The sequence below is a fragment of the Marinomonas sp. BSi20584 genome (assembly GCF_002792415.1).
In the GTDB taxonomy this organism is placed as follows: Bacteria; Pseudomonadota; Gammaproteobacteria; order Pseudomonadales; family Marinomonadaceae; genus Marinomonas; species Marinomonas polaris.
The window spans coordinates 22,622-41,326 of the sequence record NZ_KZ454893.1 but is presented as its reverse complement, the minus strand read 5'-3'; the positions used below and the strand labels follow the sequence as shown (position 1 = coordinate 41,326).

The 18,705-nt window shown below is 40.9% G+C and carries 19 protein-coding genes and 1 tRNA gene; 11 read left to right on the top strand and 9 right to left on the bottom strand.

Translation table 11 applies throughout. The annotated features are described in order from the left end of the window. Window positions 1–8 precede the first annotated feature (8 nt). Window positions 9–293: a DUF1289 domain-containing protein gene (locus TY87_RS19155; RefSeq protein WP_100188289.1), complete on the top strand. Its 285-nt coding sequence runs from the start codon at window positions 9–11 to the stop codon at window positions 291–293. 28 nt (window positions 294–321) lie between these two features. Here the strand turns inward: TY87_RS19155 and radA are convergent, their stop codons facing one another. The 4 genes from radA to glnK all read right to left on the bottom strand — a co-directional run bounded on the left by radA (window position 322) and on the right by glnK (window position 5,177). Beyond that, window positions 322–1,710, bottom strand: coding sequence for a DNA repair protein RadA (gene radA, locus TY87_RS19150; protein ID WP_100188288.1), 1,389 nt, complete (start codon window positions 1,708–1,710; stop codon window positions 322–324). Window positions 1,711–1,824: 114 nt separating this feature from the next. Next, window positions 1,825–3,354, bottom strand: coding sequence for a carbon-nitrogen hydrolase family protein (locus TY87_RS19145; protein WP_100188287.1), 1,530 nt, complete (start codon window positions 3,352–3,354; stop codon window positions 1,825–1,827). 179 nt (window positions 3,355–3,533) lie between these two features. Continuing rightward, on the bottom strand, window positions 3,534–4,799 hold the full coding sequence (locus TY87_RS19140; RefSeq protein ID WP_100188286.1) for an ammonium transporter: 1,266 nt from the start codon (window positions 4,797–4,799) through the stop codon (window positions 3,534–3,536). 39 nt (window positions 4,800–4,838) lie between these two features. Continuing rightward, window positions 4,839–5,177, bottom strand: a complete 339-nt coding sequence (gene glnK, locus TY87_RS19135) for a P-II family nitrogen regulator (RefSeq protein WP_012071322.1) — start codon at window positions 5,175–5,177, stop codon at window positions 4,839–4,841. A gap of 159 nt (window positions 5,178–5,336) precedes the next feature. Here glnK and TY87_RS22525 point away from each other — a divergent pair, with 159 nt between their 5' ends. Continuing rightward, on the top strand, window positions 5,337–5,474 hold the full coding sequence (locus tag TY87_RS22525; RefSeq protein WP_157789924.1) for a hypothetical protein: 138 nt from the start codon (window positions 5,337–5,339) through the stop codon (window positions 5,472–5,474). Between the two features lie 195 nt (window positions 5,475–5,669). Beyond that, window positions 5,670–5,909: an accessory factor UbiK family protein gene (locus TY87_RS19130; RefSeq protein ID WP_072840635.1), complete on the top strand. Its 240-nt coding sequence runs from the start codon at window positions 5,670–5,672 to the stop codon at window positions 5,907–5,909. A 78-nt stretch (window positions 5,910–5,987) separates the two neighbouring features. Here TY87_RS19130 and TY87_RS19125 read toward each other — a convergent pair whose 3' ends face one another. Next, the gene (locus TY87_RS19125; protein ID WP_100188285.1) at window positions 5,988–6,209 is read right to left on the bottom strand and encodes a TIGR02450 family Trp-rich protein; all 222 of its coding nucleotides are present in this window, start codon (window positions 6,207–6,209) and stop codon (window positions 5,988–5,990) included. Window positions 6,210–6,316: 107 nt separating this feature from the next. On the opposite strand from TY87_RS19125, the gene TY87_RS19120 reads away from it, so the two are divergent. The 3 genes from TY87_RS19120 (at window position 6,317) to rep (ending at window position 11,255) form a co-directional block, all read left to right on the top strand. Then, window positions 6,317–7,828 (top strand): YifB family Mg chelatase-like AAA ATPase, encoded by a 1,512-nt coding sequence (locus tag TY87_RS19120; protein ID WP_100188284.1) that lies wholly within the window; start codon window positions 6,317–6,319, stop codon window positions 7,826–7,828. A 291-nt stretch (window positions 7,829–8,119) separates the two neighbouring features. Then, window positions 8,120–9,049, top strand: coding sequence for a bile acid:sodium symporter family protein (locus TY87_RS19115; protein ID WP_100188283.1), 930 nt, complete (start codon window positions 8,120–8,122; stop codon window positions 9,047–9,049). A gap of 157 nt (window positions 9,050–9,206) precedes the next feature. Next, on the top strand, window positions 9,207–11,255 hold the full coding sequence (gene rep, locus TY87_RS19110; protein WP_100188282.1) for a DNA helicase Rep: 2,049 nt from the start codon (window positions 9,207–9,209) through the stop codon (window positions 11,253–11,255). Window positions 11,256–11,267: 12 nt separating this feature from the next. Here the strand turns inward: rep and TY87_RS19105 are convergent, their stop codons facing one another. Beyond that, window positions 11,268–11,606, bottom strand: coding sequence for a c-type cytochrome (locus tag TY87_RS19105; protein WP_072840630.1), 339 nt, complete (start codon window positions 11,604–11,606; stop codon window positions 11,268–11,270). Between the two features lie 143 nt (window positions 11,607–11,749). On the opposite strand from TY87_RS19105, the gene TY87_RS19100 reads away from it, so the two are divergent. Together TY87_RS19100 and TY87_RS19095 are read left to right on the top strand one after the other, a co-directional pair. Continuing rightward, entirely contained in the window at window positions 11,750–12,043 is a 294-nt protein-coding gene (locus tag TY87_RS19100; RefSeq protein WP_100188281.1) for a putative quinol monooxygenase, read from the top strand. Between the two features lie 206 nt (window positions 12,044–12,249). Further along, window positions 12,250–12,326: transfer RNA gene (locus TY87_RS19095), tRNA-Arg, on the top strand. A gap of 435 nt (window positions 12,327–12,761) precedes the next feature. Here TY87_RS19095 and TY87_RS19090 read toward each other — a convergent pair. Genes TY87_RS19090 through TY87_RS19080 form a run of 3 tightly spaced genes read right to left on the bottom strand, consistent with a single transcriptional unit; the run spans window position 12,762 to window position 15,860 of the window. Continuing rightward, entirely contained in the window at window positions 12,762–13,361 is a 600-nt protein-coding gene (locus TY87_RS19090; RefSeq protein ID WP_100188280.1) for an ECF-type sigma factor, read from the bottom strand. Between the two features lie 3 nt (window positions 13,362–13,364). Beyond that, window positions 13,365–14,564 (bottom strand): hypothetical protein, encoded by a 1,200-nt coding sequence (locus TY87_RS19085; protein ID WP_100188279.1) that lies wholly within the window; start codon window positions 14,562–14,564, stop codon window positions 13,365–13,367. A 15-nt stretch (window positions 14,565–14,579) separates the two neighbouring features. Beyond that, window positions 14,580–15,860: a serine/threonine protein kinase gene (locus tag TY87_RS19080; RefSeq protein WP_100188278.1), complete on the bottom strand. Its 1,281-nt coding sequence runs from the start codon at window positions 15,858–15,860 to the stop codon at window positions 14,580–14,582. A gap of 208 nt (window positions 15,861–16,068) precedes the next feature. On the opposite strand from TY87_RS19080, the gene TY87_RS19075 reads away from it, so the two are divergent. Genes TY87_RS19075 through TY87_RS19065 form a run of 3 tightly spaced genes read left to right on the top strand, consistent with a single transcriptional unit; the run spans window position 16,069 to window position 18,681 of the window. Next, complete coding sequence (locus tag TY87_RS19075) at window positions 16,069–16,455, top strand: diacylglycerol kinase (protein WP_425435123.1); 387 nt, start codon at window positions 16,069–16,071, stop codon at window positions 16,453–16,455. After that, window positions 16,442–18,124 carry a phosphoethanolamine transferase gene (locus TY87_RS19070; RefSeq protein ID WP_100188277.1) on the top strand — a complete coding sequence of 561 codons (1,683 nt, stop codon included), beginning with the start codon at window positions 16,442–16,444 and terminating at the stop codon, window positions 18,122–18,124. The genes TY87_RS19075 and TY87_RS19070 overlap by 14 nt, the downstream gene beginning before the upstream one ends. Further along, complete coding sequence (locus TY87_RS19065; protein WP_100188276.1) at window positions 18,121–18,681, top strand: phosphatase PAP2 family protein; 561 nt, start codon at window positions 18,121–18,123, stop codon at window positions 18,679–18,681. The genes TY87_RS19070 and TY87_RS19065 overlap by 4 nt, the downstream gene beginning before the upstream one ends. The last annotated feature ends 24 nt before the right edge of the window (window positions 18,682–18,705 follow it).

Sequence of the window (18,705 nt, the reverse complement as noted above, 5' to 3'; positions counted from 1 at the left end):
GGGGCATTATGGAACAAATAGAACTGTTTGCCATAGAAAGCCCTTGCCGAGGCGTGTGTGAAAACAGTGCAAAGGGATTCTGTAAAGGCTGCTTACGCAGTAGGGAAGAGCGCTTTCATTGGTTTTCCTTGTCCAATGAAGCGCGGCATCATGTGTTGGATTTGTGCCAGCAACGTCGTGCGCGCTTGTTGAAAGCTCGCCAAGAAAGATTGGAAGCCGATTCCGCCAAGGCGCTTCCATATGGTATGGAAGATGAACAGATTACAGATCTGTTTGAACTAACAAATGATTAACCACCCATTCGGGCCGTTAATCGGTCAATTAATTCTCAAAAATCGCGTCTAGCGCTTCCGATAAACGTTCAACCCCAATGACTTTCATGCCTTCAATGGGCTTTTTGGGGCAGTTAGCTTTTGGTACCACCGCTCTGGTAAAACCATGTTTCGCCGCTTCACTAATACGTTCTTGTCCTGATGGCACAGGGCGAATTTCACCCGATAAACCGACTTCTCCAAGTACCACTAAATCATGTGGTAATGCTCTATCGCGGAAACTAGAGACTACCGCTGCGATAGCGGCAAGATCCGCGCTGGTTTCCAAAACTTTCACACCGCCAACCACGTTTAGATAGACATCTTGATCTGATGTTAGTAAACCACCGTGCTTGTGTAACACCGCCAATAGCATGGCTAAACGATTATGATCAAAGCCCACCGTGACGCGTCTTGGATTGCCTAAAGCTGAATCATCGACCAGTGCTTGGAGCTCAACCAATAACGGGCGCGTTCCCTCCCAAACAACCATCACAAGGCTACCAGCCGCGGGATGATTACTGCGGTTTAAGAAAATAGAACTTGGGTTTTTGACTTCTTTTAAGCCATTTTCGAGCATAGCGAAAACGCCAAGCTCATTCACGGCACCAAAGCGGTTTTTCATGCCGCGAAGGGTACGAAAGCGCGAGTCTTCTGAACCTTCCAGCAATACAGAACAATCTACCATGTGTTCAAGTACTTTTGGCCCAGCCAAAGAACCATCTTTAGTAACGTGCCCGACAAGCAATACCGCAGTTTGAGTTTGCTTAGCAAAACGCGTTAAAACAGCGGCACTTTCTCGAACCTGCGATACGCTGCCGGGTGCGGATTCCACACCATCTAAATGCATCACTTGGATCGAGTCGATAACCATGACTTTGGGTTTGACTTGTTGAGCGATGTTTAAAATCGCTTCCACATTGGTTTCTGACAACATTTTTAGGTTTTGTGTTGGCAGCCCAAGGCGTTGTGCTCGCATGGCAACTTGTTGAAGGGATTCTTCCCCTGTTACGTACAAAGCGGTTTGTTGTTGCGCGAGCCAGCACATGGTTTGCAGCAATAAGGTACTTTTACCTGCTCCTGGATGCCCACCAATCAGCACCACGCCACCGGGAACCAATCCGCCGCCCAATACTCGGTCGAATTCGTTCGCACCAGAGCTAAAGCGAGGTACATCACCCAAATCAACATCGGATAAGTTTTGGATGCCAGTTACTGCGCCAGCGTAACCTTGATAACGTGGATCTTGGCTGGCGGAAACGCGAGCAGAGGTTTTGCTAGAAGTAAGGCGAATTTCGGATAGTGAATTCCACGCACTGCAGGCTTGGCATTGTCCTTGCCATTTTGCGTAGTCGGCTCCGCATTCATTGCATACAAAGGCGGTTTTTGCTTTGGCCATGAGAGTCTCTTTTTGTCATAAAAAGGGCGCTATCAGCGCCTTTGAACAGTCTTACAAAATGAAATTAAGCTGTTGTGATAACGTCCATGTTATCACAGGAAAAAGCGGTTTCGCTTATTTCGATTTTTTCCAATTCACTGAGTAAAGATCGGTACGACGGTCTTTTAGGTTGTTCACCGAACCTTCGCTGCGAGTCAATTTGAGCTTATCTAAGTCCAAATCTGAGAACATGATCATTTCAGTGTTTGGCGTGGTTTCTGCCATCACTGCATCATGTGGGTAAGAGAAATCAGAAGGCGAAAATACCGAGCTTTGCGCATACTGAATGTCTAGGTTTTCTACCTGAGGAAGGTTGCCACAGCTACCACAAATAACCACATAACATTCGTTTTCAATGGCGCGCGCTTGAGCACAACGACGTACGCGCAAGTAACCGTTTTTGGTATCTGTCCAGAATGGTACAAACAAAATGTCCATGTCTTGCTCTGCAAGTAGACGACCCAATTCAGGGAATTCCACATCGTAACAAATCAAGATGCCCACTCGGCCAGCATCGGTATTGAAGACGCGTAAATCGTTGCCACCTTCAATAACCCAGTCACGGCGTTCATGGGGCGTGATGTGGATTTTCTTTTGCTCTTCCACTGTACCGTCACGACGACACAGGTAACTGACGTTATAAACAGTCTCGTCTTCAATTACTGGCATGGAGCCAGTGATGACGTTGATGTTATAGCTGACCGCGAACTGGGACATTTCGTTGATAAAGCGTTCAGTGAAGCTCGCCAAAAAGCGGATAGCTTCGGTTTGATTGCTTTGGTCAGGACTTAGTCCAATCAGTGGCGCATTGAAGAATTCAGGGAATAAAACAAAGTCACTTTTATAATCGGATACCGCGTCGATAAAGTATTCGACTTGCTTCAACAGCTCGTCAACGCTTTCTACTTCACGCATTTGCCACTGAATCGCACCGATACGAACTTGGGTTTTACGTGAACGAATCACGTTGGTATCAGGTTCGAAGAAGATGTTTTTCCATTCCAACAAGGTTGCGTAGCCTTGAGATTTTTCATCTTCAGGCATGTAGCGTTTTAGCAAACGAGTCACTTGGAAATCGTTAGACAATTGGAAAGTCAGAATCGGGTCGTAAATTTTACGCTCGCGAACGGATTCTAAGTATTCCGCCGCGCTCATTTCATGGGCATGTTCGTGGTAACTTGGAATTCGGCCACCAGCCAAAATAGCGCGCAAGTTATGTTGACGACAAAGGTCTTTTCTTGCTTCGTATAAACGACGACCAAGACGGTAGCCACGGTATTCTGGGGCGATTAAAACATCTAGACCATACATGGCGTCGCCACGGTCATCGTTCAGAATGTTTTCTTTTTGATCGATAAGATCATCATAAGTATGCGGGTTACTAAAACGCTGATAGCTAACTTGAACAGACAAGGCTAAACCGACAATTTTGCCGTGATCTTCTAAACAGATTTGTCCTTCAGGAAAATCCTTGATCAGCTTATGAATAGTATGTTCCGGCCATGAGCCACCAATGTCGTGATAGACCTTATCCATCAGTACTTTTATTTCGTCGTAGTCGTCGTTGGTAAGGTTACGAATGGTTAAATGTAAATCGTCGTGCATGTTGGCCTCTATAAATCGGTCTTATGTATTGCTCATGATAACGCGTATCGGTGTGAGTAAGTAAGAGATCAGTATGTCATAAGGGTGTATAACGCTAACTCAATAAGGGAGATAAAAAGAAAACCCCCGCCGAGGCGAGGGTTTTGATATTAAGAACACTATCTTTTTAGGAAGGGCGATTATTTTTTGCTGAACTCTGGGTACGCTTCCATACCACATTCAGAAAGGTCAACACCTTCATATTCCTCTTCTTCAGTAACTCGTACACCCATGATGGCTTTGATGATTAACCAAACCACTAGGCTAGAAACGAATACCCAAACGAAGATAGTAAGAGCGCCTGCGATTTGTCCGCCGAACGTCGTGCCATCATTAGTTAGTGGTACAGCTAGCAAGCCCCAAAGACCAACAACACCGTGAACAGAGATCGCGCCCACTGGATCATCAATTTTAAGCTTGTCTAGAGTCAGGATAGACACAACAACAATCAAACCACCAACAAGACCGATAAGCGTCGCACCTAGAGCAGATGGTGTATCAGGACCCGCAGTGATTGCTACCAAACCAGCAAGTACGCCGTTTAGAAGCATTGTTAGATCGGCTTTGCCGAATAAAATTCGAGCAAGGATAAGTGCACCGATTGCGCCACCAGCTGCAGCTGCATTTGTGTTTAAGAACACCATGGCAACAGAGTTAGCACTAGCGATATCGCCAAGTTTTAGTACAGAGCCGCCGTTGAATCCGAACCAACCCAACCAAAGGATCAAAGTACCTAGAGTTGCTAGTGGAAGGTTAGCACCAGGAATAGCACGAACTTCACCGTTAGGACCGTACTTGCCTTTACGAGCGCCGAGTACCAATACACCAGCTAGAGCAGCCGAAGCACCTGCCATGTGAACGATACCGGAGCCTGCAAAGTCAGTGAAACCTAGGTCGCCAAGGCTAAACATACCGAATACAGAACCGCCACCCCAAGTCCAGTTACCTTCCATTGGGTAAATGAAACCTGTCATTACGATTGCAAACACTAAGAAAGCCCAAAGCTTCATACGTTCAGCAACTGCGCCAGATACGATGGACATAGCTGTTGCAACGAACACAACTTGGAAGAAGAAATCAGAAGCACCAGAGTAGATTGCGCCGCCTTCAAATCCACCTTCACGACCAGCAAAGTCCGTTAAAGTAGAAGCAACATCAACGTCTTGAATACCAGTAAGGAACCACTCGCCACCGTACATGATGGCGTAACCGCAAACTAGATACATGATGCAAGAAATGGCAAACAAAGCCACGTTCTTGGTAAGAATTTCAGTGGTGTTTTTAGCACGTACTAGACCTGCTTCCAACATGGCAAATCCAGCTGCCATCCACATGACCAGCGCGCCACACACCAAGAAATAAAAGGTGTCCATCGCATATTGTAAGTGAAAAATTTGATCTTGCATGTTTCGCCCCCCTAAAGGCTTGTATAAATCGAGCAGTTATTAAACTGCTTCTACACCAGTCTCGCCGGTACGAATACGAACCGCTTGTTCAAGGTTAACGATAAAGATCTTACCGTCGCCGATTTTGCCAGTGTTTGCTGCGCCAGTGATGGCTTCAACCACTTGGTCGGTCATTTCGTCTGCAATGGCAAGTTCGATTTTTACCTTAGGTAAAAAATCCACTACATATTCAGCGCCGCGGTATAGTTCTGTGTGGCCTTTTTGACGTCCGAAACCTTTCACTTCTGTTACGGTGATGCCTTGAACTCCGATTTCAGAAAGTGCTTCTCGAACATCATCGAGTTTAAATGGCTTGATGATGGCAGTTATAAGCTTCATACCCACTGTCTCCTTTAAAAGTCAGTTTTATTGTCGTATCGCAGGTAATTAACCTTATTCAATATGCGTGCCATATATGGACACGCCCTTATAACAATGGCTTTGTAAGGATTTTGTCGACTTTTCGGAATTAAAAAGAGCATCAGATGGCTTTATTTAGTGCGGCATATTGGTGTGTCTGCATTGGTTATTGCATTAACTTGGTGCGAGTGGGCAATTGATCCGAGTGGTGTTGTTGGGCGAGATCCCTATCTTATTGCTTCTGATCAGAAAACAAACATTTGGCTAAAAGTGTAATGCGTGCCTTATTTAGAGGATTTGTTTTGATTAAAGCCCGCAATATTTTATTTGGCGCACAAAAAAGAGGCAATTTAATGACGTTAGGTGTTTATAACGGAGCATTGATATAAAGATGTGCAGCCGAGAGCTTGTTTGCACCTTACTTAGGCTTCTATACTATTAAGTATTGTAAATACAAAAAATGAGAATGACATGATTGATCAATTTATAAAGCAACTTGGAACTGGACTAGGCCAAGCCGCAGAAACATTGGGTAAGTTGCCAAAAGAAGAAATTCAGGCGCAATTGCACGAGGTGGCTCGTAATACGTTAAGTAAAATGGATTTAGTCACCCGTGAAGAGTTTGAAGTGCAAGCGGCAATGCTAGCCAAGTACCGTGAAAAGCTCGCTGCATTGGAAGTACGTTTGAACGAGTTAGAAAAAAACGACTAACTCGTTTTCTTACAGTGGTTTGATATGGACAGTAGTCTGATATAAGTAATCGCTTGATATGGAAATGGTTAAGATTGGCTATTTCCAACCTTGAAGCCAATTATCTGGTGACGTCAGAGTTTGCCAAGGCAAGCAATACTGATTTTTATTGATAACAGCCTCAAGAACACATTCCACAACCGTGTTTTCTTCATCTCGAATCAGTTTTGTGACGATGAAATGCTTCTCTTTTTGTTGTGGCGATGTGGACGTCCATTTCGACAGCAGAAGTTTGTTGGGATTTATTTGGTTGAAAGCCATTTTTTAACCTTAGTTAATAGGTATTACCTATACGAAACAAGTGAAAAGCTGGATTGCTTTTCATGCGATAAAGCATCATAAAGAAATAATTTGGTCAAGGAGTGATCATGAGTTTAGCCACTATTTATAGTCGTGCCCGTGTGGGTGTGTCTTCCCCTTTAGTTACCGTCGAAACCCATATTTCAAATGGATTGCCTTCACTAAATATAGTGGGCTTGCCTGAAGCCGCTGTTCGAGAAGCGAAAGATCGAGTACGCAGTGCAATTATCAACAGCCATTTTGAATTTCCTACCCGGCGCGTCACCATCAACTTAGCTCCAGCGGATTTACCCAAAGAGGGTGGCCGATACGATTTGGCGATTGCTATCAGTGTGTTAGTCGCGTCTGGGCAACTCGGAGAGTTGAATCTTCGTGACACTGAGTTTATAGGGGAGTTGGCTTTGTCGGGGGATATTCGTGGTGTGCCAGGGTTGCTGCCGTCTGCTATTGCTTGTCACCATGCTAATCGCCAACTGATTCTTCCCGAAGACAATCAGCAAGAAGCTGCTTTAGTTGAAGGCGACGCAGTGTTTGCCAAACATCTTACTCAAGTGACAGCCCATCTACTAAAATTAAGTAAGTTACCTGTTTGTGAATCTAAACCGTCTGAGCCTTTGCCTTTGGATCATAAAGACATGCGCGATGTAAAAGGTCAATATCAGGCTCGTAGAGCGCTAGAAGTCGCAGCAGCGGGTGGGCATAACTTATTATTTATTGGTCCTGCAGGAACGGGGAAAACCATGTTGGCGTCACGTTTACCAAGTATTATGCCCGCCATGACAGAAGCCGAAGCGCTGGCTGTAGCGTCTGTTCAATCGGTGGCTGGGCGAAAAATGGGGCTAGACTGGTATTGGTCCGAACGTCCCTTTCGATCTCCACATCACTCTTGTTCAGCTGCTGCATTGGTTGGAGGCGGTTCAATACCTAAGCCAGGTGAGGCATCTTTGGCGCATTGTGGAGTGCTCTTTCTTGATGAATTGCCAGAATTTGACCGTAAGGTGTTAGAAGTGCTGCGCGAGCCCTTAGAAAGTGGTGAGGTACATATTTCACGTGCACGTGGACAAGTTACCTTTCCTGCTCGCTTCCAATTGGTTGCAGCAATGAACGCCAGTAATGAAGCCTACAGTGGTGGACAAGATTATTATCAATCCAGCGCTAGCCAAAAATACCTCAAAAAACTCTCTGCACCCTTTTTAGATCGCATTGATTTGCATGTAGAAGTGCCGCCTTTGCCTTCTGATGTTTTAGTGAATGCACAAGAAGAAGGAGAGTGCAGTGCTTATGTTCGTGAGCGCGTGGAGCTTGCGGTCGCAAGGCAGAGAGCTCGACAAGGAGTACAAAATGCTTTGCTAAGCGGTCGACAGTTAGAGGCTATTTGTGCGTTAAGTGAAGAAGATAAACAATTTATGCAGCAAGCACTGGAAAAGTTAAAACTCTCAGCTCGTGCTTACCATCGAGTCTTAAAAGTGGCACTCACCTTGGCAGATTTAAACAATTCTCCAGTAACCAGGGCGCATTTAATGGAATCATTAAGTTATCGAAAAATGGAAAAAACCTTATCGATGGCGGTATCTTCTTAAACATATTATTTAAAATAAACATTTAAGAAATGCCGCTTAAAAACGTCATGTGAAGGTTTGTAATAGTAAATTTTTTTCTGCTGTATTGAAGGCTTAAGTATGTCTTCAATACGGTGTAGTGCAAGCTTTTTTACTCTTCTAAATGCAAGATAAAAGCTGTTTTAACTCTTTTCATTTCGTTACAATTCTCCTCCCGTTTTCGGGACTAATAATAATTAAATAGTCGTTGCGTGCTCAAGTTTGTCGATTTATTGGCGACGAAGGTAAGTAGCCTATGTGGAGTTTTGTCCTATGGTTATCCAGCTGTTCCCTTTTTGGGCATTGTTGCTGTCAGCAATTGCCTTTTTTCAACCGGATATATTTGTCGGTTTAAAAACACAAATTGTTCCATTATTGACCATCATTATGTTAGCGATGGGATTGACCTTAAGCCCAGCAGACTTCAAACAAGTTTTGAAGAATGGTAAAGCAGTTGGCGTGGGTGTGTTATTGCAATTTTTAGTCATGCCGATTGCCGCATTCTGTGTTGCCTTTGCATTTGGTTTTGATACTGAGCTAACCGTTGGCATGTTGTTAGTAGGCAGTGTAGCTGGTGGTACGTCATCAAATGTTATGTGTTATTTAGCAAAAGGCGATACGGCGCTGTCAATATCTATGACGGCTATTTCGACTTTGCTTGGCGTGATACTGACACCATTTTTAGTGTCTCTAATGATTGGTCAAAGTGTTGATGTGCCAGTGGCTGGTATGTTGCTTAGCTTACTTAAAATTGTATTATTACCTGTTGCTGCGGGTGTATTGATTAATACTTTTTTCTCGAAGTTTGTCCGCAAGGCTGAACCGATTTTTCCTTATATTTCGATGTTTGCCATTGTACTGATTATTGCCATTGTTGTGGCATTGAGCGCATCTAAGATCGTTCAGGTTGGGCTTGTCGTTGCAGCAGCCGTAATTATCCATAATGCGATTGGTTTGACCTTGGGTTACTGGGTGACTTACTTGCTTGGTTTTGATGCGCGTGTTTGTCGTACTATTGCCTTCGAAGTCGGTCTGCAGAACTCTGGTCTAGCCGCAGCGCTAGCGGTGAAATTCTTCACGCCAATGGCGGCTTTACCTGGAACTATTTTCAGTGTTTGGCACAATATTTCAGGTTCCTTGTTGGCGAGCTATTGGAGCCGTCGACCTGTTGCTGAAAATAACAGCGAAGAAACGTCTAAATAAGACATTTCGTTAGCGTTAAAAAAGGGATGCCATTTGTGCATCCCTTTTTTATGCCTGTTGATTTTTGCTCTTATGATTTTTCTCTCAGTGCGAGAAGCTTCATTGTCGGTTACACTTACGGCTGATTTTTAATAGCCATACGAGCCAGAGTTTTTCCATGAGTCAGTCCATGCCATCCATATCTCATCGTCTTCGTAATCTGAATGAGCGTCAGCTAGATGCCGTCAAACAGATCGATGGACCTTTGCTAGTATTGGCGGGTGCTGGATCGGGAAAAACCAGCGTAATTACCACAAAAATTGCCTATCTGATTCAAACATGTGGCTTCAAAGCTAACAGCATTATCGCGGTAACCTTTACCAATAAAGCTGCGCGAGAAATGAAAGAACGTGTTGTCGGTATGTTGTCTAAACAAGAAAGTCGAGGTTTGAGTATTTCGACTTTCCACAATTTAGGTCTACGGATTCTTCGTAAAGAGTATCGTCGCGCGGGCTTAAAAGAAGGCTTCACCCTTTTTGATTCTCAAGACTCCCTTAGTCTGATCAAAGAAATCCTCGATAAAGAGTTTAACGGTCAAACTGACTCTGCCGCTTACTGTCAAAATACGGTTTCCAACTGGAAAAACGATCTAACTACGCCACAAGAAGCCATGACCAATGCGGACACCGAAGAGTTTCTGCTAGCGGCTCAAGTGTATGTGCAATATCAGCGTTATTTGCGCGCTTATAACGCGGTGGATTTCGATGATTTAATTTTATTGCCTGTTAGTTTATTAATGGCCGATACAGAGCTGCGCGATCGTTGGCAGAACAAAGTCCGTTACTTGCTGGTGGATGAGTGCCAAGACACCAATGCCAGCCAGTATGAATTGATTCGTTTGTTAGCTGGATTTCGTCGTTGTTTCACTCTAGTAGGCGATGATGACCAATCTATTTATGCGTGGCGTGGCGCACGTCCTGAAAACCTTGAGCGTTTATCTGTCGATTACCCGAGCTTAAAATTGGTTAAGTTGGAGCAAAACTACCGTTCGACTAAAACCATCCTGAAAGCGGCCAATACGCTGATAGCGAACAATCCGCATATTTACGATAAAGCCTTGTGGAGTGATCACGAAGAGGGTGACCCGATTCGTGTCATGGTGACCCGTAATGAAGACGCTGAATCTGAACGTGTGGCGGCGGAAATTCAATCACGCCATTTACGTCATGAAATTCCCTATCGAGATTTTGCCATCTTGTATCGTGGTAACCACCAAGCACGCTTGTTAGAAATCAAGCTGCAAGCTTACCGTATTCCTTACAAGATGAACGGTGGCACTTCGTTTTTCTCACGGGCCGAAATCAAAGATCTAATGAGCTATCTGCGTCTTTTGGTAAACCCTTCCGACGACAACGCTTTCCTACGCATCGTTAACTTGCCGCGTCGAGAGATTGGACCAGCCACGCTTGAAAAAGTGGGGAATCTTGCCACTGAGCGCGGCGTGAGTTTGTTTGAAGCATCAGGTTATAAAGAGCTGGAAGACACCGTTACTGGGCGCTCATTAAAAAGTTTGCAGGACTTTGAGCGCTGGATGTCCAACTTGCGACAGCGTTTAGAAGGCGCATCGCCAGTGCCCGTGATCGAGCAAATGATTCATGACATGGATTATTACGGCTGGATTCAAGAGCAAACATCTTCCAATAAAGCAGGCGATCGACGCATCGAAAACGTGCGTTTCTTACTCGATTCTATTCAGCGCATGATGGAATCTGCTTGGGAAGAAGACGAAACTGCAGGCTTGGATCAAGCGATTAGCAAGTTGCTATTAATCGATATGCTGGAACGCCAAGAAGAAGAGGAAGATGAAGACAAGGTGCAGTTACTGACGCTTCATGCCTCCAAAGGTTTGGAGTATCCACATGTGTTTTTGATCGGTTGTGAAGAAGAACTGTTACCGCATAGAAACAGCATAGAAAACGATGACATCGAAGAAGAGCGTCGTCTGGCTTACGTTGGCATCACTCGGGCGAAAAAAACCTTATGCATTACCTTAGCTGCAAAGCGTCGCCAATACGGTGAAGAAATTGACTGTATGCCGAGTCGATTCTTGGATGAACTACCGGAAGAAGATCTTGTATGGGAAGGCCGCAGCGACGAAGGGGAAAGCACTAAAAAAGAACGCGGCCAAGCTTCATTATCTGCCTTAAAAGCCATGTTAAATGGCTAAGTAGTTAAACAGCTAGTTGCTTGAGCTATTGTCGATCATGTATTGAATCGCACCACGTAGCTCATTTTCACTGCAATCGAAGCATAAACCTTTTGGTGGCATGGCTTTAAAACCATTTGTCGCATCTTTTAATAAAGTGTCTATGCCTTTTTCAACGCGTGGTTGCCAATCCGCTTTATTACCAAACTTCGGAGCGCCAGCAACGCCATTCATGTGACAAGCAATGCAATAGCTGTTGTAAAGAGTTTCGCCAGAACGAGCGGCATGTGCAACAGAAGAAAGCGCAAGAGCAAGGCTGGCGAAACCAAGAATAACGATGCGTTGTGTAAAAATCGCGATAGAAAAAGTCACAATGAATCCTTAGCGATGAAGAGTCAAAAACGATACAGTGATTAAAACACAAAGACGTGTTTTCCATCGCGTAATTTTTTATTCCGCTTTGTATTTTACTTCTACTTTATTTTTGTAACATATTAATAAGACAAGGAAAAAACATGACCACCGAACTCGTTCTCGTCGCCAATATTAAAGCCCATCCTGGCAAAAGTGCAGAGTTAAAAACTGCTCTAGAAGCTTTACTTGTACCAACTCGTGTTGAAGCAGGTTGTTTGCAATACGATCTGCATCAAGACAACAATAACGCCGAGGCGTTTGTCTACTTTGAACGTTGGAGCGGTTACGATACTTGGCAAGATCACATGAAAACAACCCATATCAATACCTTTTTGGAATCGACTAAAGACATTATTGCTGATTTTAGTGTGGCTGAGTTGCATAAAATAGGCTAAGTTTTTTCTCTTATAGGTTAACTGTTGGCAGTGTAAGCAGCTAACGAGAAACCCGAGTGATAGCAAAGCAATAAAAAACAGCTTATATCTGTTCTTTATTGCTTTAAGCACTGGAATCCTGAGGGATTTCCTTTAGAATACGCACTCCAATTTGTTCTGGTTTACTTTGCATCTTGCAAAAGTATTAATGCCACGCAACAAGTCATGCGCCCGTAGCTCAGCTGGATAGAGCGTCGCCCTCCGGAGGCGAAGGTCGGAGGTTCAAATCCTCTCGGGCGTACCATTTTAATAATGGTCACTAACTCTGTAACCCACGTATTTGCTGGGTTTTAGAGAGTTTCTACTTAGAATTTCTTTTGGGCGATGCAACTCATTTTTTCTTATGGGACAAAATTGGGACACCTCCTAAAAAACTGTTTATGAGGGTTCTTTCGAGCGTCTAAATTTCATCTTTCAAAAAAATTAACTGTTTTGTCTAAAAACGGTTCATCGATTCGGTTTCCTAATTTCTTCGTGCTTACCTCAAGACAAGATATGTCTAAGAGGGGTTGTGCATTTAGAGCTTCTTCTCTTAGCTATGAAAGAGGAATTTTAGTTATGGCAACATTGGGTTTAGACAGCAGCGGACTTTGAAATTTGTAGTTCGTTACTGATAGAAAACTTGAGAGGTCAGCGTTTTAGTGACAAGTTTATTTTTTGATATACATTCCTAGCTTCTTTACATATGACTTGTGGTCTCAAATTCGTTGTGAGAACTTGTGTGTAACTTTGATTTTAACCACCTACGTACAAAGAGGAGGTCTTTCTCGATTAAGCTATCGCTACATTTATATAACTCAGTCAGCTCTTTAGTAGACAAGCCTACTAACTGCTTTAGTTTGAAGATTTCAACCTGCCTTGAATAGTTTGACTCTAATTTCAAGAGTAACTTTTCAATAGAAAGGCTTACTTCCATAAAAGATAATTCATCGTTAGTAGCACTATTAAATACACCAACTGTACTATCTCTTTTTTTTGCTGTTTTCTTTCTCGATATATCCGATAAAACTTGATTGATCAAGGTGGCAATAGCTAGGTAAAAATCTCGTTTACTATTTAATTCTTCACGAGGAAAATGAGTCATCTTAAGATATGCTTCGTGAACTAAAGCCGTAGTTTTTTCCTGATCTTCTATGATGTCTTTCGAAGAATTAGGATGGCGTTGCTTTTGAACACGAGCAATGTCTTTTAATCTTTGGTAAACAAAAGTATATAAAACCTTTTCGGCATTTTTGTTTTTTTCACCAAATAAAATATATAGATTAGTATTATATTCCAATGCTTATTTGACTCTCTCGAATGTGGTTATAGAAAATATTTCTTTTTTCTTGTTTTTTATTTCATTTGGATTGTATGAGTATTTATAAAGAGGAGCACTCTCTAAATCATCAGAAATGGGGAAGTACTCCCATTCAGTATATTGTACTATATTGTTTTGATCTTTATATTTTACTGCGGCATTAACTTGAGCAATTGTTGCTGTTGCCCCTTTATTTTTAAGCCACCACATATCAATATATTTCGATGAAACATCTATTTTATAGCTTTCAACTGACTTTATGCAGTTAGATTTTGTTTTATTAGACTCAAAAATTTGATCACCTTTTATTAAGATGCAACCAGTTTTAATTTCTTCTTGTCCTATCTCTCTATAGCGCCATAATCCGTTAAATTTTAAGCTATCTATATCTTCTTTTAAAGGCGTTAACCAGAGGTATTCAGCTAAATTCAAATGAGATATTCCATCTTGCTTTCCTATGCCCTTACTCTTTTCGACCAAGATTTTACTATCTTGATCATAATGCATTGCGACACTTCGATATTTTTCATTACCTTTATTCTCTACGGCATAAGCAGTCAAAGAGTATCCATTAAGGTCTTTAATAGAGCAGCCATTTAATGCACAGCCGAGAATTCCGCCTTCAAAACGAGAAAAATCGTCGATTGGCTCAAAGCTTACATTTTTTTTGGTGCTAGGTTTGCGCTCACAATTCGTAAAATCGTCACCTATGCTAGGGTACTCATAAATCCCTTTAGTAGTTACTTTGTAATACGTTTCACCAATTGGCCCTGTGTAATTTTCAGTAGAATATTGAGAAACATCATAAAAACATAAATCACCATTTTTATCTGCTTTTTGTACAACGTAATTTGTTAGCGTTTTATCTAATGGTTGAAAAACCACTTCTTTAAAGTTTGTGTTTTTTGAATTTGATAGTTTTTTATTTAGCTTTAATATCTCTATTTTTTTGTTTTCAGTTAAGTAGAAAGTAACATCGTCACCTGTATTGAAATTATAATATCCATTATTTGTTAACCCGGATAAACCACTTGATGTTTCATAATATATTTCGATATCCATTTTTTCGGAGAGTTGAGCTTTTTTTGTGTCCGCAATTGTTTTAGATGACATCATAGTTGTTGTTGTTGTGAGAAAAATAAATTTAATAAAATTTATTTTAATTATTTTGTTCCCAGACATTTCGTATTTTTCTCTTTATTTATGGTTATAAGTTTTCGATGGGCTTATTAGTTCTTTAAGTAATTTTCCTTTCATTTCATTAGATAGATCTCGATTTGATAGGATTTTTCTTCTAGTTAGATCTAACATGGTATCCAAAGTTGCTTGTCTGTATTTTTCATCATCGCTGTAGTGTAATAAATTCGCTATTTCGAATAATAAACTTTCAGCTGCTTTTTTTTCAAGTTCAATTTGTTTGTTTTTTAAAAAGATAGACATCCAGAAGGTAATTAAAGTTATAAATACGATTGAAATTAATAGAGATGTAAACCGCCTTCTTTTAATGAACTTTTTTAAAATATAAATATAGTTTCCCTTCATCACTGATATAGGTTTTATTTCTAATATATTTTTAACATCATTCTTTAGCTCTGTAATGTTAGAGTATCGGTTGGATGATTCATGCTGAGTGGATTTATTGATTATTTTTTCTAGCTCTTGGGAATTATAGTCTCTAGTTAATTCTTTTAATAATTTTCCTGATGAATAAATATCTATACTTTGTGTTAGTTCTTTTGACTCTAATTGTTCTGGACTTGAATATTCAGAAGTGAATGCGGATATACCTTCTATGTCTGCCCCTGTTTTTGTTTTTATAAATAAATTGAAATCTATGAGTTTAGCTCTTCCTATCTCATCAATAATAATGTTTGAGGGTTTAATATCTCCATGTATTATATTTCTTGAATGTGCATGTTCTACTGCACTGCAAATATCAATGAATATACTAAGTTTTTCATTTTGACTTATATTCTTTTTTTTTAAATGGTCTCCTAGAGTTGAGCCATCAATCCATTCCATAGAAATATAAATATGTCCTTCGTGCTCTCCTCCGTCAAATACTTTAGCAATATTAGGGTGGTTGAGACTTGCAAGAAGTTGTGCTTCACGAAATAAAGCCCATCGACCAATAACATTAACCAAAGCAGGTTGTATAAATTTTACCGCTACAGATTGTTCAAAGGTTTGATCATTTCTTTCGGCTTTATAAACGACGCCAATCCCACCAGAGCCTAGCTTATTCTGCAGTTTATATTTCCCTACAATAGAGCTTTCTAAATAGATGTCAGAAGAGACTGCGTATGAAGCTGATACAGAGAGAATTTTTGTAAGGTCAAAGTCTGCATTGAAAGAAAGTTGATCATCAATATCTTTAAGTAGCTCTGGATGTTTTCGTTTCAAGTCTTCAATGAATTCACAGCGTTCTTCCTCATCCATATAAGATGTTTTGTGAATTAATTCAGTAAGAAGTGGCATTAATTTAACCTTACACAAGATTAGGCTGTCAGTGTCGCGTGAGTATAACTGATTAATTTAGATGAAAAAATAAAAAATAATTTACGGGTTTCCTTTCAAAATACGTATCTTTGCCTTAGGAAAAGACGTTTCTAAAATCCTCCACGATGAAATTTTAAAGCCGTAGTGTTTTTTGTTCAAAAAACATCCAGTCAAGTCGTGGGAGAGCGTGTTGAAGTCAAGTTACACAGGGATTATGCGAGTTATTAAAGCTGCTGGATATTCATATCAAGGCTTTAAAGCTGCTTTTAAATATGAAGCAGCAGTCCGTCAAGAAACAGCTCTAATTTTAATAATGGGGCCAATCGCCTTACTTTCAGATAGCACGGGTGTAGAAAAAGCAATGTTGATCTCAACTTTGTTACTTGTGCTTATTGTTGAGTTACTTAACTCAGGAATCGAAGCTGTCGTAGACCGTGTAGGTGATGAATATCATGAACTTAGTGGTCGAGCAAAAGACATTGGTAGTGCTGCTGTTTTTGTTTCGTTAGTGGTCTTAATCGCTAGTTGGAGCTTAATTTTAGGTGATGAGGTGCTGTCTTATGCCTTTAATTAGAGCTTTTTTAGCCAAAGGAAATATGCTTGGGAAATTTGGAGTTATACGTTTTTTTAGACGCCCTATTTCATATAGTTTTCTTAGTACATTGGTCGGGATATATTTCGGAACAATTTTAAATGCACCTATTATTAATGAATTTATAAAAGTAACGAAAGGTACGGATTCATTCAGCTACGCTCTCATTGTTTCAATTCCAATTTTATTATCATCAGTTTTTGTTATTGTATTTCAGTTATTTGCTTTTCCACTAATAAATAAGTTGATATTCATTCCGCTTATTATTACTTCAGCATCCTGTGTATATGCCACCTTACATTATGGCGTTATTTGGGATATCGGAATGATTGAAAATACAATCGAGACAGATCCATCCGAAGCATTAGGTTTTCTTTCTTTTGGATCTATATCGTTTGTGATTATGCTTGGTATTTTTCCATCTATTTTTATTGCGTTGAAAAAGACAGGATTTAGAGCGACTCTATTAAAAGAAATCTCAGAACGAATTATTACTATTTTAATTGCTGTTTTTGTTGGTTTTCTAGTTGTTAAAATTAATTACAAAGAAATAGCAGCTGTAGGGCGCAACCATTCCTACATGGATAAAATGGTTACTCCTACTCATGTGTATGGAACTTATAAATATTTAAAAAAGTATGTATTTTCTGATCCTATTGAATATAGAGAGCTTGGGGATGATGCGAAAATAATACCGAATCATTCGAATAAACCGAATCTAATTTTTGTGGTTCTTGGTGAAACCGCTCGCTCACAGAATATTCAATACAATGGCTATTCTCGCAATACAAATCCTTATACAGAAAAATACGACTTAGTTTCATTTTCTTCAGTTGAATCCTGTGGAACAGCTACAGCGCACTCTGTGCCATGTATGTTCTCGAATTTATCTCGTCAGTCTTACAAAAAAGAAATCGCCAATAGTCAAAGTAATGTTCTAGATATTATTCAAAAAAGTGGCTATCAGCTTTTATGGAAGGAAAATGATGGCGGTGATAAGGGAGTCGCCAAGCATATTCCTTTTGTCGAATTAGCGAGAAATCGATCTGAATTTTGTGATGGCAGTTATTGTTACGATGAAGCGCTAATCACGGATGTAGATAAAAACATCCAAAATATGGAGGCCTCAAACAAACTGCTTGCTTTTCACATTATTGGCTCTCATGGGACGACATACTATAAAAGATACCCTAAATCTATGTCTGTATTTGAGCCAGCCTGTGAAAGGCAGGACATTGAGCAATGTACTGACCAAGAAATCGTTAATGTTTATGACAATACGATTGTTTATACCGATTTTATTCTTTCTCAACTGATTGAAAAGCTAAAAAAATATCAAGAGAAATATAATGTCGGTCTTATATATGTTTCAGACCATGGAGAATCTTTAGGTGAAAACGGGCTGTATTTGCATGGTGCTCCATATGCATTTGCTCCCGAATACCAGACTCAAGTACCTTGGTTTGTATGGTTGCCAGAAGAAACGGCTACCGCTTTCAATATAGATATGGATTGTCTAAAAGCATCAAAAGATACTGACATTTCTCATGATTACTTTTTCCATTCATTACTTAGTCTTGCTCGTGTCTCTACACAAGAGCTGAACCCAAAGCTGAATATATTTAACGCATGCTTGGGGGCTCAAAAATGAGATCACGACAAGCTTTTGTTAAATTAGTTAGGGCGATAGTTGTCTGTTTATTTGTGTCTTGCTTTAGTGCGGTTCATGCTGATGATGCTATCGTGCGTGCTGGAGATAATCTTCAGATAGGTATTCCACTGATGGCTGGTATGGTTTCATTAATGAAAGGTGACTCTGAGGGTACTAAGCAATGGGCTGAAGGGGCTTTGTGGACTTCAGTTGCAACACATACTCTAAAATTTGCAGTAGATGAAGAGCGTCCAAACGGAAATGACAATAATTCATTTCCTTCAGGGCATACTTCAGCCGCTTTTCAAGGTGCGGCTTTCTTGCAGATGCGTTACGGATGGGAATACGGTGTGCCAGCTTATGCTGCTGCTTCTTTTGTTGGTTATTCTAGGGTACATGGTGAATATCATTACTGGCGTGATGTCGCAGCAGGAGCTGCGCTAGCCGTGGGTGTTCAATATGTCATAACTGGTATGGGAAAGAGTGTTAGAAACCTCGTAGTTGCTCCAATTATTGACAGAAATGCGTATGGACTTTATGCATCCATGAGTTACTAGTTACTGTAAATAAAAAAAGCCAGT